Source organism: Enterobacter sp. SGAir0187 (assembly GCF_002952735.2).
Lineage (GTDB): Bacteria > Pseudomonadota > Gammaproteobacteria > Enterobacterales > Enterobacteriaceae > Enterobacter > Enterobacter quasiroggenkampii.
This window is the reverse complement of sequence record NZ_CP025034.2, coordinates 3,032,255-3,050,932: the sequence shown is the minus strand read 5'-3', so window position 1 is coordinate 3,050,932 and position 18,678 is coordinate 3,032,255. Positions and strand designations below refer to the sequence as shown.

General features: G+C 53.3%; 16 protein-coding genes, 1 tRNA gene and 2 rRNA genes. 15 read left to right on the top strand and 4 right to left on the bottom strand.

Translation table 11 applies throughout. From position 1 onward, the window contains the following. Positions 1-108 precede the first annotated feature (108 nt). The 8 genes from CWR52_RS14690 to CWR52_RS14655 all read left to right on the top strand — a co-directional run bounded on the left by CWR52_RS14690 (position 109) and on the right by CWR52_RS14655 (position 7,732). Positions 109-351: a YhdT family protein gene (locus CWR52_RS14690; protein WP_104949996.1), complete on the top strand. Its 243-nt coding sequence runs from the start codon at positions 109-111 to the stop codon at positions 349-351. Continuing rightward, positions 341-1,792: a sodium/pantothenate symporter gene (panF, locus tag CWR52_RS14685; protein ID WP_104949995.1), complete on the top strand. Its 1,452-nt coding sequence runs from the start codon at positions 341-343 to the stop codon at positions 1,790-1,792. Before CWR52_RS14690 ends, panF begins: the two co-directional genes overlap by 11 nt. Positions 1,793-1,803: 11 nt before the next feature. Further along, positions 1,804-2,685, top strand: coding sequence for a 50S ribosomal protein L11 methyltransferase (gene prmA / locus CWR52_RS14680; RefSeq protein ID WP_023617982.1), 882 nt, complete (start codon positions 1,804-1,806; stop codon positions 2,683-2,685). A 127-nt stretch (positions 2,686-2,812) separates the two neighbouring features. Beyond that, complete coding sequence (locus CWR52_RS14675; RefSeq protein WP_104949994.1) at positions 2,813-3,553, top strand: carbonic anhydrase; 741 nt, start codon at positions 2,813-2,815, stop codon at positions 3,551-3,553. 330 nt (positions 3,554-3,883) lie between these two features. Next, positions 3,884-4,849: a tRNA dihydrouridine synthase DusB gene (gene dusB, locus CWR52_RS14670; protein WP_008502861.1), complete on the top strand. Its 966-nt coding sequence runs from the start codon at positions 3,884-3,886 to the stop codon at positions 4,847-4,849. 23 nt (positions 4,850-4,872) lie between these two features. Further along, positions 4,873-5,169, top strand: a complete 297-nt coding sequence (gene fis, locus CWR52_RS14665; protein ID WP_000462905.1) for a DNA-binding transcriptional regulator Fis — start codon at positions 4,873-4,875, stop codon at positions 5,167-5,169. A 177-nt stretch (positions 5,170-5,346) separates the two neighbouring features. After that, positions 5,347-5,511 carry a DUF2556 family protein gene (locus CWR52_RS14660; RefSeq protein ID WP_008502862.1) on the top strand — a complete coding sequence of 55 codons (165 nt, stop codon included), beginning with the start codon at positions 5,347-5,349 and terminating at the stop codon, positions 5,509-5,511. Between the two features lie 139 nt (positions 5,512-5,650). Further along, entirely contained in the window at positions 5,651-7,732 is a 2,082-nt protein-coding gene (locus CWR52_RS14655) for a putative bifunctional diguanylate cyclase/phosphodiesterase (protein ID WP_104949993.1), read from the top strand. Here the strand turns inward: CWR52_RS14655 and envR are convergent. Further along, positions 7,648-8,367: an acrEF/envCD operon transcriptional regulator gene (gene envR / locus CWR52_RS14650; protein ID WP_045910143.1), complete on the bottom strand. Its 720-nt coding sequence runs from the start codon at positions 8,365-8,367 to the stop codon at positions 7,648-7,650. The two genes, CWR52_RS14655 and envR, sit on opposite strands and share 85 nt — an antisense overlap. A gap of 390 nt (positions 8,368-8,757) precedes the next feature. Between envR and CWR52_RS14645 the strand changes: the two genes are divergently transcribed. The 7 genes from CWR52_RS14645 (at position 8,758) to CWR52_RS14615 (ending at position 18,176) form a co-directional block, all read left to right on the top strand. Beyond that, a complete protein-coding gene (locus tag CWR52_RS14645; RefSeq protein ID WP_104949992.1) occupies positions 8,758-9,897 on the top strand; it encodes an efflux RND transporter periplasmic adaptor subunit in 1,140 nt (379 codons plus the stop codon). 11 nt (positions 9,898-9,908) lie between these two features. Then, positions 9,909-13,022: an efflux RND transporter permease subunit gene (locus CWR52_RS14640; RefSeq protein WP_104949991.1), complete on the top strand. Its 3,114-nt coding sequence runs from the start codon at positions 9,909-9,911 to the stop codon at positions 13,020-13,022. A 304-nt stretch (positions 13,023-13,326) separates the two neighbouring features. Beyond that, positions 13,327-13,548 carry a lipoprotein gene (locus CWR52_RS14635; RefSeq protein WP_008502867.1) on the top strand — a complete coding sequence of 74 codons (222 nt, stop codon included), beginning with the start codon at positions 13,327-13,329 and terminating at the stop codon, positions 13,546-13,548. 474 nt (positions 13,549-14,022) lie between these two features. Further along, positions 14,023-15,048 carry an amino acid ABC transporter substrate-binding protein gene (locus CWR52_RS14630; protein WP_047071242.1) on the top strand — a complete coding sequence of 342 codons (1,026 nt, stop codon included), beginning with the start codon at positions 14,023-14,025 and terminating at the stop codon, positions 15,046-15,048. A 67-nt stretch (positions 15,049-15,115) separates the two neighbouring features. Next, entirely contained in the window at positions 15,116-16,297 is a 1,182-nt protein-coding gene (locus tag CWR52_RS14625; protein WP_104949990.1) for an amino acid ABC transporter permease, read from the top strand. A gap of 9 nt (positions 16,298-16,306) precedes the next feature. Continuing rightward, entirely contained in the window at positions 16,307-17,410 is a 1,104-nt protein-coding gene (locus CWR52_RS14620) for an amino acid ABC transporter permease (protein WP_104949989.1), read from the top strand. Between the two features lie 7 nt (positions 17,411-17,417). Continuing rightward, a complete protein-coding gene (locus CWR52_RS14615; protein WP_014171880.1) occupies positions 17,418-18,176 on the top strand; it encodes an amino acid ABC transporter ATP-binding protein in 759 nt (252 codons plus the stop codon). Between the two features lie 106 nt (positions 18,177-18,282). Here CWR52_RS14615 and rrf (CWR52_RS14610) read toward each other — a convergent pair. The 3 genes from rrf (CWR52_RS14610) to rrf (CWR52_RS14600) all read right to left on the bottom strand — a co-directional run bounded on the left by rrf (CWR52_RS14610) (position 18,283) and on the right by rrf (CWR52_RS14600) (position 18,647). Next, positions 18,283-18,398: ribosomal RNA gene (rrf, locus tag CWR52_RS14610) — 5S ribosomal RNA — on the bottom strand. Between the two features lie 43 nt (positions 18,399-18,441). Next, positions 18,442-18,517 (bottom strand) — tRNA-Thr (locus tag CWR52_RS14605). A 14-nt stretch (positions 18,518-18,531) separates the two neighbouring features. Further along, positions 18,532-18,647: ribosomal RNA gene (rrf, locus tag CWR52_RS14600) — 5S ribosomal RNA — on the bottom strand. Positions 18,648-18,678: the final 31 nt, after the last annotated feature.

Genomic DNA, 18,678 nt, shown 5'->3' with positions numbered 1-18,678 from the left:
GACTGCGCGCGCACGAAAAGGCCGGATTATCCGGCCTTTTTTATTTCTGGGGCCTGGAAAGCCTCATCATGTACAATCCCCGCTTTCTTCATCCACAAGGGACAAAAAATGGACAAACGTTTTGTTCAGGCCCATAAAGAAGCGCGCTGGGCGCTGTGGCTGACCCTTCTCTATCTCGCCGCATGGTTAGTAACTGCTTACTTACCGAGCTCAGCCTCCGGTATCACCGGCCTGCCGCACTGGTTTGAATTGGCCTGCCTGCTGGTTCCGCTGGTGTTTATCCTGCTGTGCTGGGCAATGGTGAAATTTATCTACCGGGATATTCCGCTGGAGGACGATGATGCAGCTTGAAGTCATTCTGCCGCTTGTCGCTTACCTGCTGGTCGTATTTGGATTGTCCATTTACGCCATGCGCAAAAGAACGACCGGTGCCTTTCTGAACGAGTATTTTCTCGGCAGCCGTTCGATGGGCGGCGTTGTGCTGGCAATGACGCTGACCGCGACCTATATCAGCGCCAGCTCGTTTATTGGCGGCCCCGGTGCGGCCTACAAATACGGGTTAGGCTGGGTTTTGCTGGCGATGATCCAGCTGCCTGCCGTCTGGCTCTCGTTGGGCATACTGGGTAAAAAATTTGCCATTCTGGCGCGCCGTTACAAAGCCGTAACGCTCAACGATATGCTCTTTGCCCGTTACCAGAGCCGCTTGCTGGTGTGGCTGGCGAGCTTGAGCCTGCTGGTCGCGTTTATCGGTGCAATGACCGTACAGTTTATCGGCGGTGCGCGTCTGCTGGAAACGGCGGCCGGCATCCCTTACGAGACAGGCCTCATCATCTTCGGGGTAAGCATCGCGCTCTATACTGCGTTTGGCGGATTCCGCGCCAGCGTGCTGAACGATACGCTGCAGGGAATGGTGATGCTCATCGGTACGATCGTTCTGCTGGTGGGGATTGTCCATGCGGCGGGTGGACTCACTCACGCGGTGGAAACCCTGGAAGCGATTGACCCGAAACTGGTCTCGCCGCAGGGCGCTGATGATATCCTCTCTCCGACCTTTATGACCTCATTCTGGGTGTTAGTCTGCTTCGGAGTAATTGGTCTGCCGCATACCGCCGTGCGCTGTATCTCCTATAAAGACAGCAAAGCCGTTCACAAGGGCATCATCATCGGGACGATTGTGGTCGCGGTCCTGATGTTTGGTATGCATCTGGCGGGGGCATTAGGGCGCGCGGTAATCCCCGATCTTACCGTGCCGGATCTGGTGATCCCGACGCTGATGGTCAAAGTACTGCCCCCCTTTGCCGCCGGGATTTTCCTCGCTGCGCCAATGGCCGCCATTATGTCGACCATCAACGCTCAGTTACTGCAAAGTTCCGCTACGATCATAAAAGATCTCTATCTGAACCTGCGCCCTGAGCAGGTTGAAAATGAACGTCGCCTGAAGCATATGTCGGCGGCGATTACGCTGGTGCTAGGCGCGTTGCTGTTGTTAGCCGCATGGCGCCCGCCGGAGATGATCATCTGGCTGAACCTGCTGGCGTTTGGTGGGCTTGAAGCGGTATTCCTGTGGCCGCTGGTGTTAGGGCTCTACTGGGAGCGTGCAAACGCGGCGGGCGCGCTGAGCGGCATGATTGTCGGCGGTGTGCTGTACGCCGTCCTCGCAACATTTAAGATTCAGTACCTGGGCTTCCATCCGATTGTGCCTTCGTTACTGCTAAGTTTACTGGCGTTTGTGGTGGGGAACCGTTTTGGTCAGCCCGTCCCACAGCCCGCTATGATTTCTACTGATAAATAAAGAGTTTTGCCATGCCGTGGATCCAACTAAAACTGAATACAACCGGCGCGAACGCCGAAGAGCTGAGCGATGCGCTGATGGAGGCCGGCTCGGTCTCTATCACCTTCCAGGACACGCATGACACGCCGGTCTTTGAACCGTTGCCGGGCGAAACCCGCCTGTGGGGCGATACTGACGTGATTGGCCTGTTCGATGCTGAAACCGACATGAAAGAGGTCGTCGCGATTCTGGAAAACCACCCTCTGCTGGGCGCGGGCTTTGCGCACAAAATCGAACAGCTGGAAGACAAAGACTGGGAACGCGAATGGATGGATAACTTCCACCCGATGCAGTTCGGCAAACGTCTGTGGATCTGCCCAAGCTGGCGCGAGGTTCCTGATGAAAACGCGGTTAACGTCATGCTCGATCCGGGTCTGGCGTTTGGTACCGGCACCCATCCAACGACCTCCCTGTGCCTGCAGTGGCTGGATGGTCTCGATCTGGATGGTAAGACGGTGATCGACTTCGGCTGTGGATCCGGGATCCTTGCGATTGCCGCCCTGAAACTGGGCGCGGCAAAAGCTATCGGGATCGATATCGATCCGCAGGCCATTCAGGCCAGCCGCGACAACGCCGAGCGTAACGGCGTTTCCGATCGTCTGGAGCTGTATCTGCCGGATGCACAGCCAGAAGCCATGAAAGCCGACGTGGTGGTCGCAAACATTCTGGCGGGCCCACTGCGCGAGCTGGCTCCGTTAATCAGCGTGCTGCCCGTTGAGGGCGGTCTGCTGGGACTTTCGGGTATCCTGGCAAGCCAGGCGGACAGCGTGTGTGAAGCCTACGCCGATCTTTTCGCTCTCGACCCGGTGGTGGAGAAAGAAGAGTGGTGCCGCATCACCGGCCATAAAAAATAAGCATTTGGCGTGGTCCTCTGACCACGCCTTTCTCCCACTGATAATCCTCTCTCCCTCTGCCATTCTTCGGTAAAATAACCACACAAATCATGTTGATTTGTATTAAAAAATTCACCGGAAGAATATGATGAAACACATTACAGGCAAGGCAGCGCTGTTTGCGCTGAGCATGGTTTCGGCTTCAGCATTTGCGTCACACTGGAGCTACGAAGGGGAAGGTTCACCGGAACACTGGGGTGAACTGGACGAGGCCTACAAGACCTGCCAGAGCGGGATGAACCAGTCTCCGATAAATATTGATTCGACCGCTAACGCCCATCTCTCCCCGCTGCAAACACACTACATTGATGGTCCTGTAACGCTGACCAATAATGGCCATACCATTCAGGCTAGCGAACAGGCTGACACCCGTGACACCATCACTCTGGACAAGCAAACCTGGACGCTCCAGCAGTTCCACTTCCATGCACCAAGCGAAAACACCGTGCACGGCAAGAAGTACGCGATGGAGATGCATCTGGTACATAAAAACAGCGCGGGTGAGCTGACCGTGGTAGCCGTCATGTTTGATAAAGGGGCTGTGAATCCGGAGCTGGATAAGCTGTGGAGCGTGATGCCGCAGCAGGCTGAACAGAACGTCTCCATTGAGAAGGAACTCAACCTGAACAAGCTGCTGCCGAAGGTGAAAACCTACTGGCGCTTTAGCGGATCTCTGACCACGCCACCGTGTTCTGAAGGGGTCACCTGGATCGTGCTCAAACAGCCGTTAACCGTCTCAGCAGAACAGCTTGAGAAATTTACCCATACCATGCATCACGATAATGACCGTCCGGTACAGTCTCTGCATGGGCGCGTTGTGGTCGAATAATGCCCATCCAGAGGTTTGAGATCATGTACTAAAATGCGACGCAGATCGCAAAGAAGAGGGAAAATCTGCTGCTAAAAACAGCAGATTATCCCGCTGAGGTAAGCCGTTTATTCAGAAATGATGAGAAGTTACGGGAAATTGTAAGCGCCCATAAAATAGCCATTCCCACATAACATAATGATTTAAATAGTGAATAATTCTTAACGGAAAGATTGGGCGGCGATTCCTTGATCTACAACAGTGGATTGTTCAAAGTTTGGCCTTTCATCTCGTGCAAAAAATGCGTAATATACGCCGCCTTGCAGTCACAGTATGGTCATTTCTTAACTCATGCGCATCGGACACCACCAGCTTAGAAATCGCCTGATCGCAGCCCCTATGGCAGGTATTACCGACCGGCCGTTCAGGACGCTGTGCTATGAGATGGGAGCCGGTTTAACCGTATCCGAGATGATGTCGTCTAACCCGCAGGTTTGGGAAAGCGATAAATCCCGCCTTCGGATGGTGCACATTGATGAACCGGGTATTCGCACCGTGCAAATTGCCGGAAGCGTGCCTGAAGAGATGGCAGATGCCGCGCGTATCAACGTGGAAAGTGGTGCCCAGATTATTGATATCAATATGGGGTGCCCGGCCAAAAAAGTGAATCGCAAGCTTGCAGGTTCAGCCCTTCTGCAATACCCCGACCAGGTGAAAGCTATCCTGACGGCGGTTGTCAGCGCAGTGGACGTTCCTGTTACGTTAAAGATTCGCACGGGTTGGTCGCCGGAACACCGTAACTGTGTAGAGATTGCCCAACTGGCCGAAGACTGTGGCATTCAGGCCCTGACCATTCATGGACGCACGCGTGCCTGTTTGTTCAACGGTGAAGCTGAATACGACAGCATTCGGGCAGTTAAGCAGAAAGTTTCCATTCCGATTATCGCGAATGGCGACATAACTGACCCGCTTAAAGCCAGAGCTGTGCTCGACTATACGGGAGCTGATGCTCTGATGATAGGACGTGCCGCTCAGGGAAGACCCTGGATCTTTCGGGAAATCCAGCATTATCTGGACACTGGAGAGCTGCTTGCTCCCCTGCCTCTGGCAGAGGTTAAGCGCTTGCTTTGTTCGCATGTTCGGGAACTGCATGACCACTACGGTCAGGCGAAAGGGTACCGAATTGCGCGTAAACACGTTTCCTGGTATCTCCAGGAGCACGCTCCAGATGACCAGTTTCGGCGCACATTCAACGCCATAGAGGATGCCAGCGAACAGCTGGAGGCGTTGGAGGCATACTTCGAAAATCTTGCGTAATGAAATAAAGAGCTGACAGAACTATGTTCGAACAACGCGTAAATTCTGACGTACTGACCGTTTCTACCGTTAACTCTCAGGACCAGGTAACTCAAAAGCCCCTGCGTGACTCGGTTAAACAGGCACTGAAGAACTATTTTGCTCAACTGAACGGTCAGGATGTTAATGACCTGTATGAGCTGGTACTGGCTGAAGTTGAACAGCCACTGTTGGACATGGTGATGCAATACACCCGCGGTAACCAAACCCGCGCTGCGCTGATGATGGGTATCAACCGTGGTACCCTGCGTAAGAAACTGAAAAAATACGGCATGAACTGATACTAATCAGTTAAATGCTTGTTTAAAAAGGCGCTCTTCGGCATGGGGAAGCGCCTTTTTTATTTCCTGCTTCAGTCCGTCAACGCTTTGTAAACCTTCGCTTATCCCGCTTTAAAACCGCCGCTTTTGGTGTATATTTCCCCCACTCTACTGGCGCTCTTCTCTCGGAATGACACAATGATTCGTAAATACTGGTGGCTGGTTGTCTTTGCAATCTCCGTTCTGATTTTCGATGCACTCCTGATGCAGTGGATTGAACTGATGAGCACCGAAACCGATAAGTGTCGCAATATGAACTCCGTGAATCCCCTGAAACTCGTGAACTGCTCAGAGCTCGACTAATCGCCTGATTGCGCAAATCTCCCCGTTATTACCCACTAAAAACGGGGATTTAAATCCCTTTGAGCCATTACCCGACGGTGATAATGTCTCGCCCTTCTCAACCGCTCTAGCGTAACCTCACACTCGAGTAGAACCGTCCATGCTGGTCAGCCAATACAACCCTATCCTTGTTGTCCTCTCCTTTGTTGTTGCCATTCTTGCCGCATATACCGCACTGAATATGGCGGCACGTGTCGCCGGGAGTCAGGGCGTCGCTGCCCGCGTCTGGCTGGCTGGCGGCGGTATTGCAATGGGCATAGGCGTGTGGGCCATGCATTTTATCGGCATGCTGGCGATGGACCTCTCCATGAGCATGAGCTACAACGCCACCCTGACGGTGTTATCCATGGTCATCGCCGTGGGGTCGTCACTGTTTGCGCTCTGGCTCGTGAGCTGCGATCGGTTACGCTTGCGCCGTCTGCTGCCCGGTGCGCTGGTGATGGGAAGTGGTATTGTTGCCATGCATTACACCGGCATGGCCGCGCTGGAGGTGGTGCCCGGGATTATCTGGGACAAGGTCTGGGTGGCCATTTCGGTCGCCATTGCGCTTGCCGCTTCACTCGCGGCATTATGGCTGACCTTCCGCCTGCGTCACGACGCCGCGCAGGTCGTGCTGATGCGCACGGGCGCCGCCATCACCATGGGCATAGCCATTGCAGGGATGCACTACGCCGGGATGAAAGCCGCACAGTTTCCGATGTCCACAATGGTTCACCAAGAGGGTATCAACGGGAGCTGGCTGGCGGTGCTGGTTAGCGTCGTCGCGCTTTCTATTCTTGGGATTACCCTACTGGTATCAATGCTGGATGCCCGCCTTCAGGCACGTACCGCCCTTCTGGCCTCGTCACTTGCAGAAGCTAACCGGGAACTCGCACAACTGGCCCTGCACGATACCCTGACGCGTCTGCCCAACCGTATCCTGCTGGAAGATCGACTCGATCAGGCCATCAGCAAAGCCGATCGTGAAGGGACCCATTTCGCCCTGATGTTCATGGATCTCGACGGTTTTAAAGCCATCAATGACGCTTACGGCCATGATGTCGGTGACAAGCTGCTGATTGCCGTTACGGAGCGTCTGCTGCATCTCCTGAAGGGCCAGTTCACCCTGGCACGTATCGGCGGTGATGAGTTTGTTCTGCTGGCTGAGGGAGAAGGCCCGGACGATGCGGCATCGCTGGCGAATTCGCTGGTGCGCGCGATCGATAGCCCGTTCAACCTCGACCACTATGAACTGATGGTCACCCTCAGCATTGGGATCGCGCTGTATCCTCACGACGGCAAAACCGAACGTGAGCTCATGTTTAACGCCGACGCGGCGATGTACCATACCAAGCACATGGGCCGGAACGGTTACCACTTTTTCCAGCCCTCGATGAATATGCTGGCGCAGACCCACCTTCAGTTAATGAACGATCTGTGGATGGCGATCGATCGCAATGAGCTCCGCCTGCTGTATCAGCCAAAATTTCACGCCCCCGCCGGCCCTCTCCTTGGATTTGAGGCGTTATTGCGCTGGCAGCATCCTAAGCAGGGGTTACTGACCCCGGACCTTTTCCTGCCGCTGGCGGAAAAAACGGGGCTGATTATCCCTATCGGCAACTGGGTAATTAATGAAGCCTGTCGCCAGCTGCGTGAATGGCATCTTCAGGGACATCAAAGCTGGTCAATGGCGGTAAACCTGTCGACGCTGCAGTTTGAACAGCCTTCGCTGGTCAACACGGTTCTCAACTGCCTGGCACTTCATCATGTGCCACCAGAAATGTTGATCCTGGAAGTGACGGAAACCACGGCAATGAGCAACCCGGATGAAAGTGTACGGGTGCTGACAGAGCTGACGGAAGCGGGCGTAAAGGCCTCCATCGATGATTTTGGTACCGGATATTCGAGCCTGCTGTACCTCAAGCGCTTACCGGCCTGTGAATTGAAAATCGACAGGGCGTTCGTGAAAGAGCTAAGTGGGGAAAGCGAGGATGCCACCATTGTCTCAGCGATTGTGGCCCTCGCCAAAACACTCAACCTGAAAGTCGTGGCTGAAGGTGTAGAAACCGAAGCACAGCAAGCCTTTTTAACCGAGCTGGGTTGCAACACCCTTCAGGGTTATCTGTTAGGTAAACCCGTCAGCGCGCAAACCATTGAGGCACTTTGCGCGCGAGGAGAAATGTTACCTGGCGCTGAGCTGTAAGCATCATCATGAGGCGATACGCGAATGACAGGCAGTGTCGCCAGAATGCTATCGACCAGGGCGGGAGCCTGCTGAAAAAGATTGAAACTGTCGTTATTCATTAACCAGTTTTTAATGATTCCGCTAAAAAAACCGTGGAATACGATCAGGGTCAGATCAACATTTACCTTTGGCGAAATGATGTTACGTGAAATACAGGCCTCCAGAGTGGCACGCAGCGTGTCATAATTGAATCCAATCCGTTTTCTTATCTCACTCTCAGAAATCATATCACTGCTAAATTCACATTTATGATACAGAATTTGTAAAAGGGCACATTGCCGGGGCTCACGCGCAATATACTGCAGCGCTGTAATAAATTGCTCACGAAGTATTAACAATGGGTCATCACCTTCGGAAAGGGAAAGCCGGTCGCGAATAATGTCGCGAAGCGGTAATTGCTGCTCCCAGATGGCATTAAATATTTCGGCTTTACTGGTGAAGTGCCAGTAGATGGCGCCGCGCGTCACCTTTGCGGCATCCGCGATGTCCGTCAGCGTCGTGTTGGCAACGCCACGCGTCGCAAACTGCCCGATAGCCGCCTCAATCAGCTGCTGTCGGGTTTGTTGAGCTTCTTCTTTCTTTTTACGCGCCATAGACAACTACTCGCTACTCACAAGATTTATACGTAACACAGGGGGTCAGGAGAAAGAAAGTATTCACCAAATTCCGTTTTAATTTTGCACAAAAAAAGTCAATCTTCTTAATTTATAGCTTAGCTAAATACATATTTAAGTTTAAATTCACAACATGAATAATTAAATCACGTTAAGCGCCATTTAACTGATTAGCTTGCCGGAAGATGACGGAGAAATAAACCGAGCCTGATTCTGATTTTTCTGCTCAGACCTTGTCATTCGCACTTATAAATTAAAAAACATTAAATACCCTCATTATTATACGCAGCTACATTTTATTTTTTATCCCGCTGCCCCTGCTACCGATTTACGCCAAATATCGGTTTCCGGGTATTTAAAGGACCAGTAATGACGAATCATTTCAGACGCATACCCTTAGCCGGTTTCATTGTCTGCGCTGTACTGCTCTCAGGATGCGATGGCCAGGAAAACCAACCGCAACATCCGCAGGCCCCCCAGGTCAGCGTGCATATTGTGAAAAGCGCACCGCTGGCTGTCACCACTGAACTCCCGGGCAGAACTGATGCGTTCCGCGTGGCAGAGGTTCGTCCGCAGGTTAGCGGTATCATCCTGCGCCGCAACTTCACGGAAGGCAGCGATGTAAAAGCCGGGGATTCGCTTTATCAGATTGATCCTGCAACCTATCAGGCGGCTTACGATAACGCGAAAGGCGAGCTGGCGAAGGCCCAGGCGGCGGCCAATATTGCGCACCTGACGGTGAAACGTTATCTCCCGCTGGTCGGCACACAGTATGTCAGCAAGCAAGAGTATGACCAGGCCGTCGCCACGGCCCAGCAGGCAGATGCCAGCGTCGTCGCCGCCAAAGCGGGCGTTGAAAGTGCACGCATCAATCTTGCCTATACCAAAGTGACGTCTCCCGTCGATGGCCGCATCGGCAAATCCAGCGTGACGGAAGGCGCGCTCGTGACGAACGGACAAACCGCGGCGCTGGCAACGGTCCAGCAGCTTGATCCGATTTACGTCGATGTGACCCAGTCCAGTAATGATTTTATGCGTCTGAAGCAGACGAGCCTGCAAAAAGGCGATACCGCCAGCAGCGTTGAGCTACTGATGGAGAACGGGCAGCCCTATCCATTGAAAGGCACATTGCAGTTCTCGGACGTCACGGTGGATGAAAGTACCGGCTCGATTACCCTGCGCGCCATTTTCCCGAATCCTCAACATTTGCTGTTGCCCGGTATGTTCGTTCGCGCCCGCATTGATGAAGGTACGCAGCCGGATGCGATTCTGGTTCCCCAGCAAGGCGTGACCCGCACACCGCGAGGCGATGCCACCGTGATGGTGGTGAACGATAAAAATCAGGTTGAGCCGCGTACCGTCGTTGCGCCACAGGCGATTGGCGACCGCTGGCTGGTAACGGAAGGGCTGAAAAACGGTGACCGCGTGATTGTCAGCGGACTACAGAAGGTTAGACCGGGCGTAACCGTCGTCGCTACGCCTGATACCACCACCGCTCCGGCCAGTTAAGGGACGACGACATGGCTAATTTCTTTATTCAGAGACCGGTTTTCGCCTGGGTACTTGCCATCATTTTGATGATTGCAGGCGGACTGGCCATTCTCAAACTTCCCGTCGCACAGTATCCGACCATTGCACCTCCCGCCGTGGCGATATCCGCGACCTACCCGGGAGCAGATGCCCAGACGGTACAGGATACCGTGACCCAGGTTATCGAACAGAACATGAACGGTATCGATAACCTGATGTATATGTCCTCCACCAGCGATTCAGCGGGTAACGTCACGATCACCCTGACCTTCGAGTCCGGAACCGATCCGGACATCGCCCAGGTGCAGGTTCAGAACAAGCTGCAGCTCGCCATGCCGCTGCTGCCGCAAGAGGTGCAGCAGCAGGGGATTGGCGTTGAGAAGTCCAGCAGCAGCTTCCTGCTGGTTGCCGGTTTTGTATCAGACAACAAAAACCTGACGCAGGATGACATCTCCGACTATGTCGCCTCGAACGTCAAAGATGCCATCAGCCGAACGTCTGGTGTCGGTGACGTGCAGCTGTTCGGCGCCCAGTATGCGATGCGTATCTGGCTCGACAGCAATGCGATGAACAAATACCAGCTGACGCCGCTGGATATTATCAACCAGCTGAAAACGCAGAACGACCAGATAGCGGCAGGCCAGTTGGGTGGGACGCCGTCCATCCCGGGACAGCAGCTGAATGCCTCGATCATCGCGCAAACCCGCCTGAAATCACCGGAAGAGTTTGGCCGCGTGACGCTCAAGGTGAACCAGGACGGCTCGATGGTGCATCTGAAGGATGTGGCTCGCATTGAGCTGGGTGGCGAAAACTACAACATGGTGACAAAAATCAACGGGCAGGCGGCAACCGGCCTGGGGATTAAGCTGGCAACAGGGGCAAATGCGCTGGATACAGCGGCAGCCATCAAGAGCAAGCTGGCACAACTGCAGCCGTTCTTCCCGCAGGGGCTCAAAGTCGTCTACCCCTATGACACTACACCGTTTGTAAAAATCTCCATCCACGAAGTGGTGAAGACCCTGTTTGAGGCGATCGTTCTCGTCTTCCTGGTTATGTACCTGTTCCTGCAAAACCTGCGGGCAACGCTCATCCCGACTATCGCGGTTCCGGTCGTTCTGCTGGGTACCTTCGCGGTTCTGGCAGCGTTCGGTTTCTCCATCAATACCCTGACAATGTTCGGCATGGTGCTGGCGATAGGCCTGCTGGTTGATGACGCTATTGTCGTCGTCGAGAACGTTGAACGCGTCATGGTTGAGGACAAGCTGCCGCCTAAAGAGGCCACGCAGAAGTCGATGGGGCAGATTCAGGGTGCGCTGGTGGGGATCGCCATGGTGCTCTCGGCGGTCTTTATACCGATGGCCTTTTTTGGCGGCTCGACGGGTGCGATCTATCGCCAGTTTTCGCTGACTATCGTTTCCGCGATGGCGTTGTCCGTGCTGGTTGCGCTAATCCTGACGCCTGCACTCTGTGCAACGTTGCTTAAGCCCGTATCCGCCGATCATCATGAGAAAAAAGGGGGCTTCTTCGGCTGGTTTAATACGCTTTTTGATAAGAGCGTGGAGCACTACAGTCACAGCGTGAGCGGTATCTTGCGCAAAACCGGGCGCTATCTGGTGGTATACGTCATTATTGTCGGTGGGATGGCGGTGCTCTTCCTGCGCTTACCTACCGCCTTCCTCCCCGAAGAGGATCAGGGGGTGTTTATGACGATGGTTCAGTTGCCTGCGGGGGCAACCCAGACGCGTACTCAGCAGGTCCTCGATCAGGTTCAGGACTACTACCTGAATAAAGAGAAGGCGAATGTTGAATCCGTCTTTACCGTAAACGGCTTTAGCTTTAGTGGCCAGGGCCAGAACTCCGGTATTGCCTTCATCAGCCTAAAGCCCTGGGAGGAGCGTCCTGGGGCACAAAATGGGGTCGAGGCGATTGTGGGCCGCGCGACGAAAGCCTTCAGTCAGATTAAAGACGGCCTTGTTTTCCCGTTTAACCTGCCTGCCATTATTGAGCTGGGTACCGCAACCGGCTTCGACTTTGAACTGATCGATCAGGCTAACCTCGGACATACCCAGCTGACGCAGGCGCGTAACCAGCTGCTCGGCATGGTGAAAGAGCACCCCGACCTGCTGGTACGCGTGCGTCCTAACGGTCTGGAGGATACGCCACAGTTCAAGCTGGACGTCGACCAGGAGAAAGCCCAGGCGCTGGGCATCAGTCTTTCCGACGTCAACCAGACGATTTCGACAGCCTTAGGCGGCACCTATGTGAATGACTTTATCGATCATGGGCGCGTGAAAAAGGTCTACGTCCAGGCTGATGCAAAATTCCGTATGTTGCCAGGAGATATTAACAACCTTTACGTGCGCAGTGCGAACGGGGAAATGGTGCCGTTCTCAGCCTTTAGCAACGCTCACTGGGTTTACGGTTCACCTCGTCTGGAGCGCTATAACGGAATGCCCTCTATGGAGATCCTCGGTGAATCAGCCCCGGGTAAAAGTACCGGCGAGGCCATGGCTATGATGGAAAGCCTCGCGGCAAAACTGCCTTCCGGCATCGGTTATGACTGGACGGGAATGTCCTATCAGGAGCGGCTCTCGGGTAACCAGGCGCCTGCACTGTACGCCATTTCGCTGATCGTGGTGTTCCTGTGTCTGGCCGCGCTGTATGAAAGCTGGTCCATTCCGTTCTCCGTCATGCTGGTTGTGCCGCTGGGGGTCATCGGGGCGCTTCTCGCAGCATCGCTGCGCGGGTTAAACAATGACGTCTATTTCCAGGTCGGCCTGCTGACCACGATTGGTCTGTCAGCGAAAAATGCCATTTTGATTGTCGAATTTGCTAAGGACCTGATGGAGAAAGAGGGTAAAGGCATCATTGAGGCCACGCTGGAGGCGTCAAGGATGCGCCTTCGACCGATCCTGATGACGTCTCTGGCCTTTATACTGGGTGTCATGCCGCTGGTGATCAGCTCCGGGGCCGGGAGCGGTGCGCAAAACGCCGTCGGTACGGGCGTGATGGGGGGAATGCTTTCCGCAACGCTGCTGGCGATTTTCTTCGTACCCGTCTTCTTTGTGGTGGTCCGTCGACGCTTTACCCGCCATAAAGATTAACATTTCCCTAAAAAGGCACCTCGCGTGCCTTTTTTATTTTTAACATAAACAATGAATTAGGTATTAAGCAAAACTAATGTTAAAAATACGAAGGTTTGCATTAAGTAAAAACACTCTCTTGCCGCTTCATAATGTCTCCATTAATTCGTCCTGAAACCGACTTTTCTCCACGATTTTTACAAACTACATAATTTGAGATTATTCCTCGTATAACGCGGACTTACCCCGGTGGTAAAATAACCTCCAGTTCGTTAATTGCCCTCCTGGCTTTATAGCGGATGCGAAATAATATTGAGGTAACATCATGAAAAGATTCATTTCCGTTGCACTACTCGCTGCGCTGCTTGCTGGTTGCGCGCACGACTCTCCATGTGTACCGGTTTACGACGACCAGGGCCGACTGGTTCATACCAATACCTGTATGAAAGGCACCACCCAGGATAACTGGGAAACTGCGGGTGCCATCGCCGGCGGTGCTGCCGCAGTGGCAGGTTTGACGCTGGGTATTGTTGCCCTGACGAAGTAACAGCTGTTAAGAAAGCGCGGCTCTGGCCGCGCTTTTGCTTTTAATCAGTGCACTATTTTCAAATAAGTAAAAAAAATAGCCCCGTATTTATTCGCGCTGTTCATTTCATCCTGAAACCAGTCACATCTTTTTCGTATACTCATTTAAATTACCGGTTCTATTGTGATGATTTTCACACATTAATATTATTGACTACCCTGCCAATATTCACGCTGGAAACTATCTTGTCTTTTTCCTGACGCGACTCAAAACTTTTGCTCCAATTTGTGGCACAGGTTGTAATTTCGCACCGTTTCAGGGCGCTCGTTTTATTTAAGCCTGTCTACACTCAGCATTAAGCGTTCACTCATCTCTTATTTTGTCGAACGCAAAACTGGCATTACGTTTGCTTTATAAACGTTGGCCAAAGCCACAGACAGGTAAAGCGTTTAAAAACGCCTCTATAACGATAAATTTCGCCACACAGGATGCATTATGAAAAAGACGATGATAGCCAGCCTGGCCGCTGCAGGCATGATGTTTGCCGTAGCCGGTCAAGCCCATGCGGGAACGACACTGGATGCCGTTAAAAAGAAAGGTTTTGTTCAATGCGGTATCAGTGACGGTTTGCCTGGCTTCTCTTATGCCGATGCGAACGGCAAATTTACCGGTATCGATGTGGACGTCTGCCGTGGCGTTGCTGCCGCCGTTTTTGGTGATGACAGCAAAGTAAAATATACCCCGCTGACGGCGAAAGAACGCTTTACGGCGCTACAGTCCGGTGAGGTTGACATGCTCTCCCGTAATACCACCTGGACTTCCTCCCGCGACGCAGGGATGGGGATGTCATTCACGGGCGTGACCTATTATGACGGTATCGGCTTCCTGACCCACAATAAAGCGGGCCTGAAAAGCGCCAAAGAGCTGGATGGCGCTACCGTTTGTATTCAGGCGGGCACCGATACCGAGCTGAACGTCGCCGATTATTTCAAAGCAAATAACATGAAATACACGCCAGTGACATTCGACCGCTCGGATGAGTCGGCCAAAGCGCTGGAATCCGGCCGTTGCGACACGCTGGCCTCTGACCAGTCACAGCTGTATGCCTTACGCATTAAGCTGAGCAATCCTGCAGAATGGATTGTTCTGCCTGAAGTGATCTCCAAAGAACCTCTCGGACCGGTGGTACGTCGTGGCGATGAAGACTGGTTCTCCATTGTTCGCTGGACGCTGTTTGCCATGCTGAACGCAGAAGAGATGGGTATCAACTCGAAAAACGTGGATGAGAAAGCGGCTAAGCCATCCAACCCGGATATGGCACACCTGCTGGGTACAGAAGGTGATTTCGGCAAGGATCTGAAGCTGGATAACAAATGGGCCTATAACATCATCAAACAGGTGGGCAACTACTCTGAGATCTTTGAACGCAACGTGGGATCGGAAAGCCCGCTGAAGATCAAACGCGGCCAGAACAATCTCTGGAACAACGGCGGTATTCAGTACGCACCACCAGTACGTTAAGTCATAGCTGTAACGGGCACTGCTCCGGCAGTGCCCACTCCAGAGTCATGGTTACTGAGGTTTCTTTATGTCCCATCGCCGCTCAGCCGTAAAAGGATCGCTATCCTTTTCTCATCCCGCGGTCCGCGCCTGGCTATTCCAGATTATTGCTATTGTTGCGGTTGTTCTCATCGCCGTGTATCTCATCCATAACACCATCACCAACCTGAATAATCGCGGTATTACCTCCGGTTTCGCGTTTTTAGACCGCAGCGCGGGGTTTGGCATTGTTCAGCATCTTATTGATTACCAGGAAGGTGACACGTATGGACGCGTGTTCGTGGTCGGTTTACTGAATACGCTGCTGGTATCGGCGCTTTGTATCGTCTTCGCGTCGGTACTGGGCTTCTTTATTGGCCTGGCCCGTCTTTCAGAAAACTGGCTCCTGCGGAAACTGTCGACTGTTTATATTGAAACGTTCCGCAATATCCCCCCGCTCCTGCAGATCTTCTTCTGGTATTTTGCCGTATTGCGTAACCTACCCGGCCCCCGTCAGGCCGTCGACGCGTTTGAGCTTTTTTTCCTGAGCAACCGTGGGCTGTCCATTCCTTCTCCTCTGCCGGGTGAAGGTCTGTACGCTTTTATCGGCGCGATTGCGATCGCGCTTGCTCTCACTACTGGGATATTCCGTTTTAACCGCACGCATCAGATCAAAACCGGCCAGCTGCGCAGAACCTGGCCGACGGCTATCGTCCTGTTCGTTAGCCTGCCCCTGGTGGCTCACTGGCTATTTGGGGCCGCGCTGCACTGGGACATTCCTCATCTGCGGGGCTTTAACTTTCAGGGCGGGATGGTATTAATTCCTGAGCTGGCAGCTCTGACATTGGCGCTGTCGATTTATACGTCCGCGTTTATCGCCGAGATTATCCGTGCCGGGATTCAGGCCGTCCCGCACGGGCAACACGAAGCGGCACGCTCACTAGGATTACCGCATACGGTGACGCTTCGCCAGGTCATTATTCCGCAGGCGTTGCGGGTCATCATTCCGCCGCTGACCAGCCAGTATCTTAATATTGTCAAAAACTCGTCGCTGGCCGCTGCCATTGGTTATCCCGATATGGTGTCACTCTTCGCCGGAACCGTGCTTAACCAGACCGGACAAGCCATTGAAACCATCGCCATCACCATGTCTGTCTATCTCATCATCAGCCTGGTAATTTCACTGCTGATGAACCTCTATAACCGTCGTATAGCACTGGTCGAGCGCTAAGGATTTATGATGACAAAAGCGATACTGTCGCACTCCTCGCGCCCTGCCAACTCGACAGGTGGACGTTTCATTCTCTGGGCGCGCAAGAATCTGTTCTCCAGCTGGAGTAACAGCCTGCTGACGATTGTCTGCCTGTGGCTCATGTGGGAGTTGATTCCTCCCCTGCTGAACTGGGCGTTTTTACAGGCCAACTGGGTCGGTTCAACCCGGGCAGACTGTACAAAAGCCGGCGCCTGCTGGGTGTTTATCCATGAACGCTTCGGTCAGTTCATGTATGGGTTGTATCCGCATGAACAGCGCTGGCGGATTAATCTGGCGCTGGTTATCGGTCTGCTCTCTGTCGCAGTCATGTTCTGGAAAAAGCTGCCTCACCGTGGACGCTATATTGCCGTCTGGGCGGTGGTTTATCCGATTATTGTCTGGGTGCTGCTGTATGGCGGTTTTCTGGGGCTGGAACGCGTTGAAACACGTCAGTGGGGCGGGCTGACGCTGACGTTAATTATCGCATCAGTGGGGATAGCCGGTGCTCTGCCGTGGGGGATTCTACTTGCTCTGGGGCGACGTTCAAAAATGCCGATCGTCCGCATGCTCTCCGTTATCTTCATTGAGTTCTGGCGCGGCGTACCGCTTATCACCGTCCTGTTTATGTCGTCGGTCATGCTGCCGCTGTTTATGGCTGAAGGCACAACGATCGACAAACTGATCCGTGCCCTGGTCGGGGTAATTCTCTTCCAGTCCGCCTATGTTGCTGAAGTTGTGCGCGGTGGTCTGCAGGCGTTGCCTAAAGGCCAGTACGAAGCGGCAGAATCACTGGCGCTCGGCTACTGGAAAACGCAGGGGCTGGTCATTCTTCCCCAGGCACTCAAGCTGGTCATCCCGGGTCTGGTCAACACGATCATTGCCCTCTTCAAGGATACCAGCCTGGTGATCATCATCGGATTGTTCGATCTCTTTAGCAGCGTGCAGCAGGCGACCGTTGACCCTGTCTGGCTTGGTATGTCCACCGAAGGATATGTCTTTGCTGCCCTGATCTACTGGATCTTTTGTTTTAGCATGTCGCGCTACAGCCAGCATCTGGAAAAGCGCTTTAACACCGGGCGTACACCGCACTGAGGAAAATATGAGCCAAATAACTATGACACCCGCCGACGCGATGATTACGCTGGAAAACGTGAACAAATGGTACGGACAGTTTCATGTCCTGAAGGACATTAATCTCAAGGTCAAGCAGGGCGAACGCATTGTCCTGTGCGGCCCTTCCGGCTCCGGGAAATCCACAACCATTCGCTGCATAAACCATCTTGAAGAGCATCAGCAAGGACGTATCGTGGTTGATGGTATCGAGCTGAATGAAGATATCCGCAATATCGAACGCGTGCGTCAGGAAGTGGGAATGGTGTTTCAGCACTTTAATCTGTTTCCGCACCTGACCGTTCTGCAGAACTGTACGCTTGCACCGATTTGGGTACGGAAGATGCCGAAAAAGGAAGCAGAGGCACTTGCAATGCACTACCTGGAGCGCGTACGTATCGCAGAGCATGCGAATAAGTTCCCTGGCCAGATATCGGGTGGCCAGCAGCAGCGTGTGGCTATCGCCCGTTCTTTGTGTATGAAACCGAAAATTATGCTGTTTGATGAACCAACATCTGCCCTCGATCCTGAAATGGTCAAAGAGGTTCTGGACACCATGATTGGGTTGGCACAATCCGGCATGACTATGCTGTGCGTCACGCATGAGATGGGGTTCGCGAGAACCGTGGCTGATCGGGTGATCTTTATGGACCGTGGGGAGATTGTTGAGCAGGCGCCGCCGGATGAGTTCTTTGCGCATCCGAAGTCAGAACGTACGCGAGCATTCCTGTCGCAGGTGATTCATTAATCTGCTGTTTTTGCCCGGTGGCGCTGCGCTTACCGGGCCTACCGTTTTCACGAGAATCATAACGCAAAAAGGCCATCCTTTCGGATGGCCTCTTCACTTGTTTGATGTCTGGCAGTTCCCTACTCTCACATGGGGAGACCCCACACTACCATCGGCGCTACGGCGTTTCACTTCTGAGTTCGGCATGGGGTCAGGTGGGACCACCGCGCTAAAGCCGCCAGACAAATTCTTTTACTTCTTGCCGAACTTTAACCTAAGTATAAAGTGGTGCTGATACCCAGAGTCGAACTGGGGACCTCACCCTTACCAAGGGTGCGCTCTACCAACTGAGCCATATCAGCACGCTAAATTTGATGCCTGGCAGTTCCCTACTCTCACATGGGGAGACCCCACACTACCATCGGCGCTACGGCGTTTCACTTCTGAGTTCGGCATGGGGTCAGGTGGGACCACCGCGCTAAAGCCGCCAGGCAAATTCTGTTTAATCTGTATCAGGCTGAAA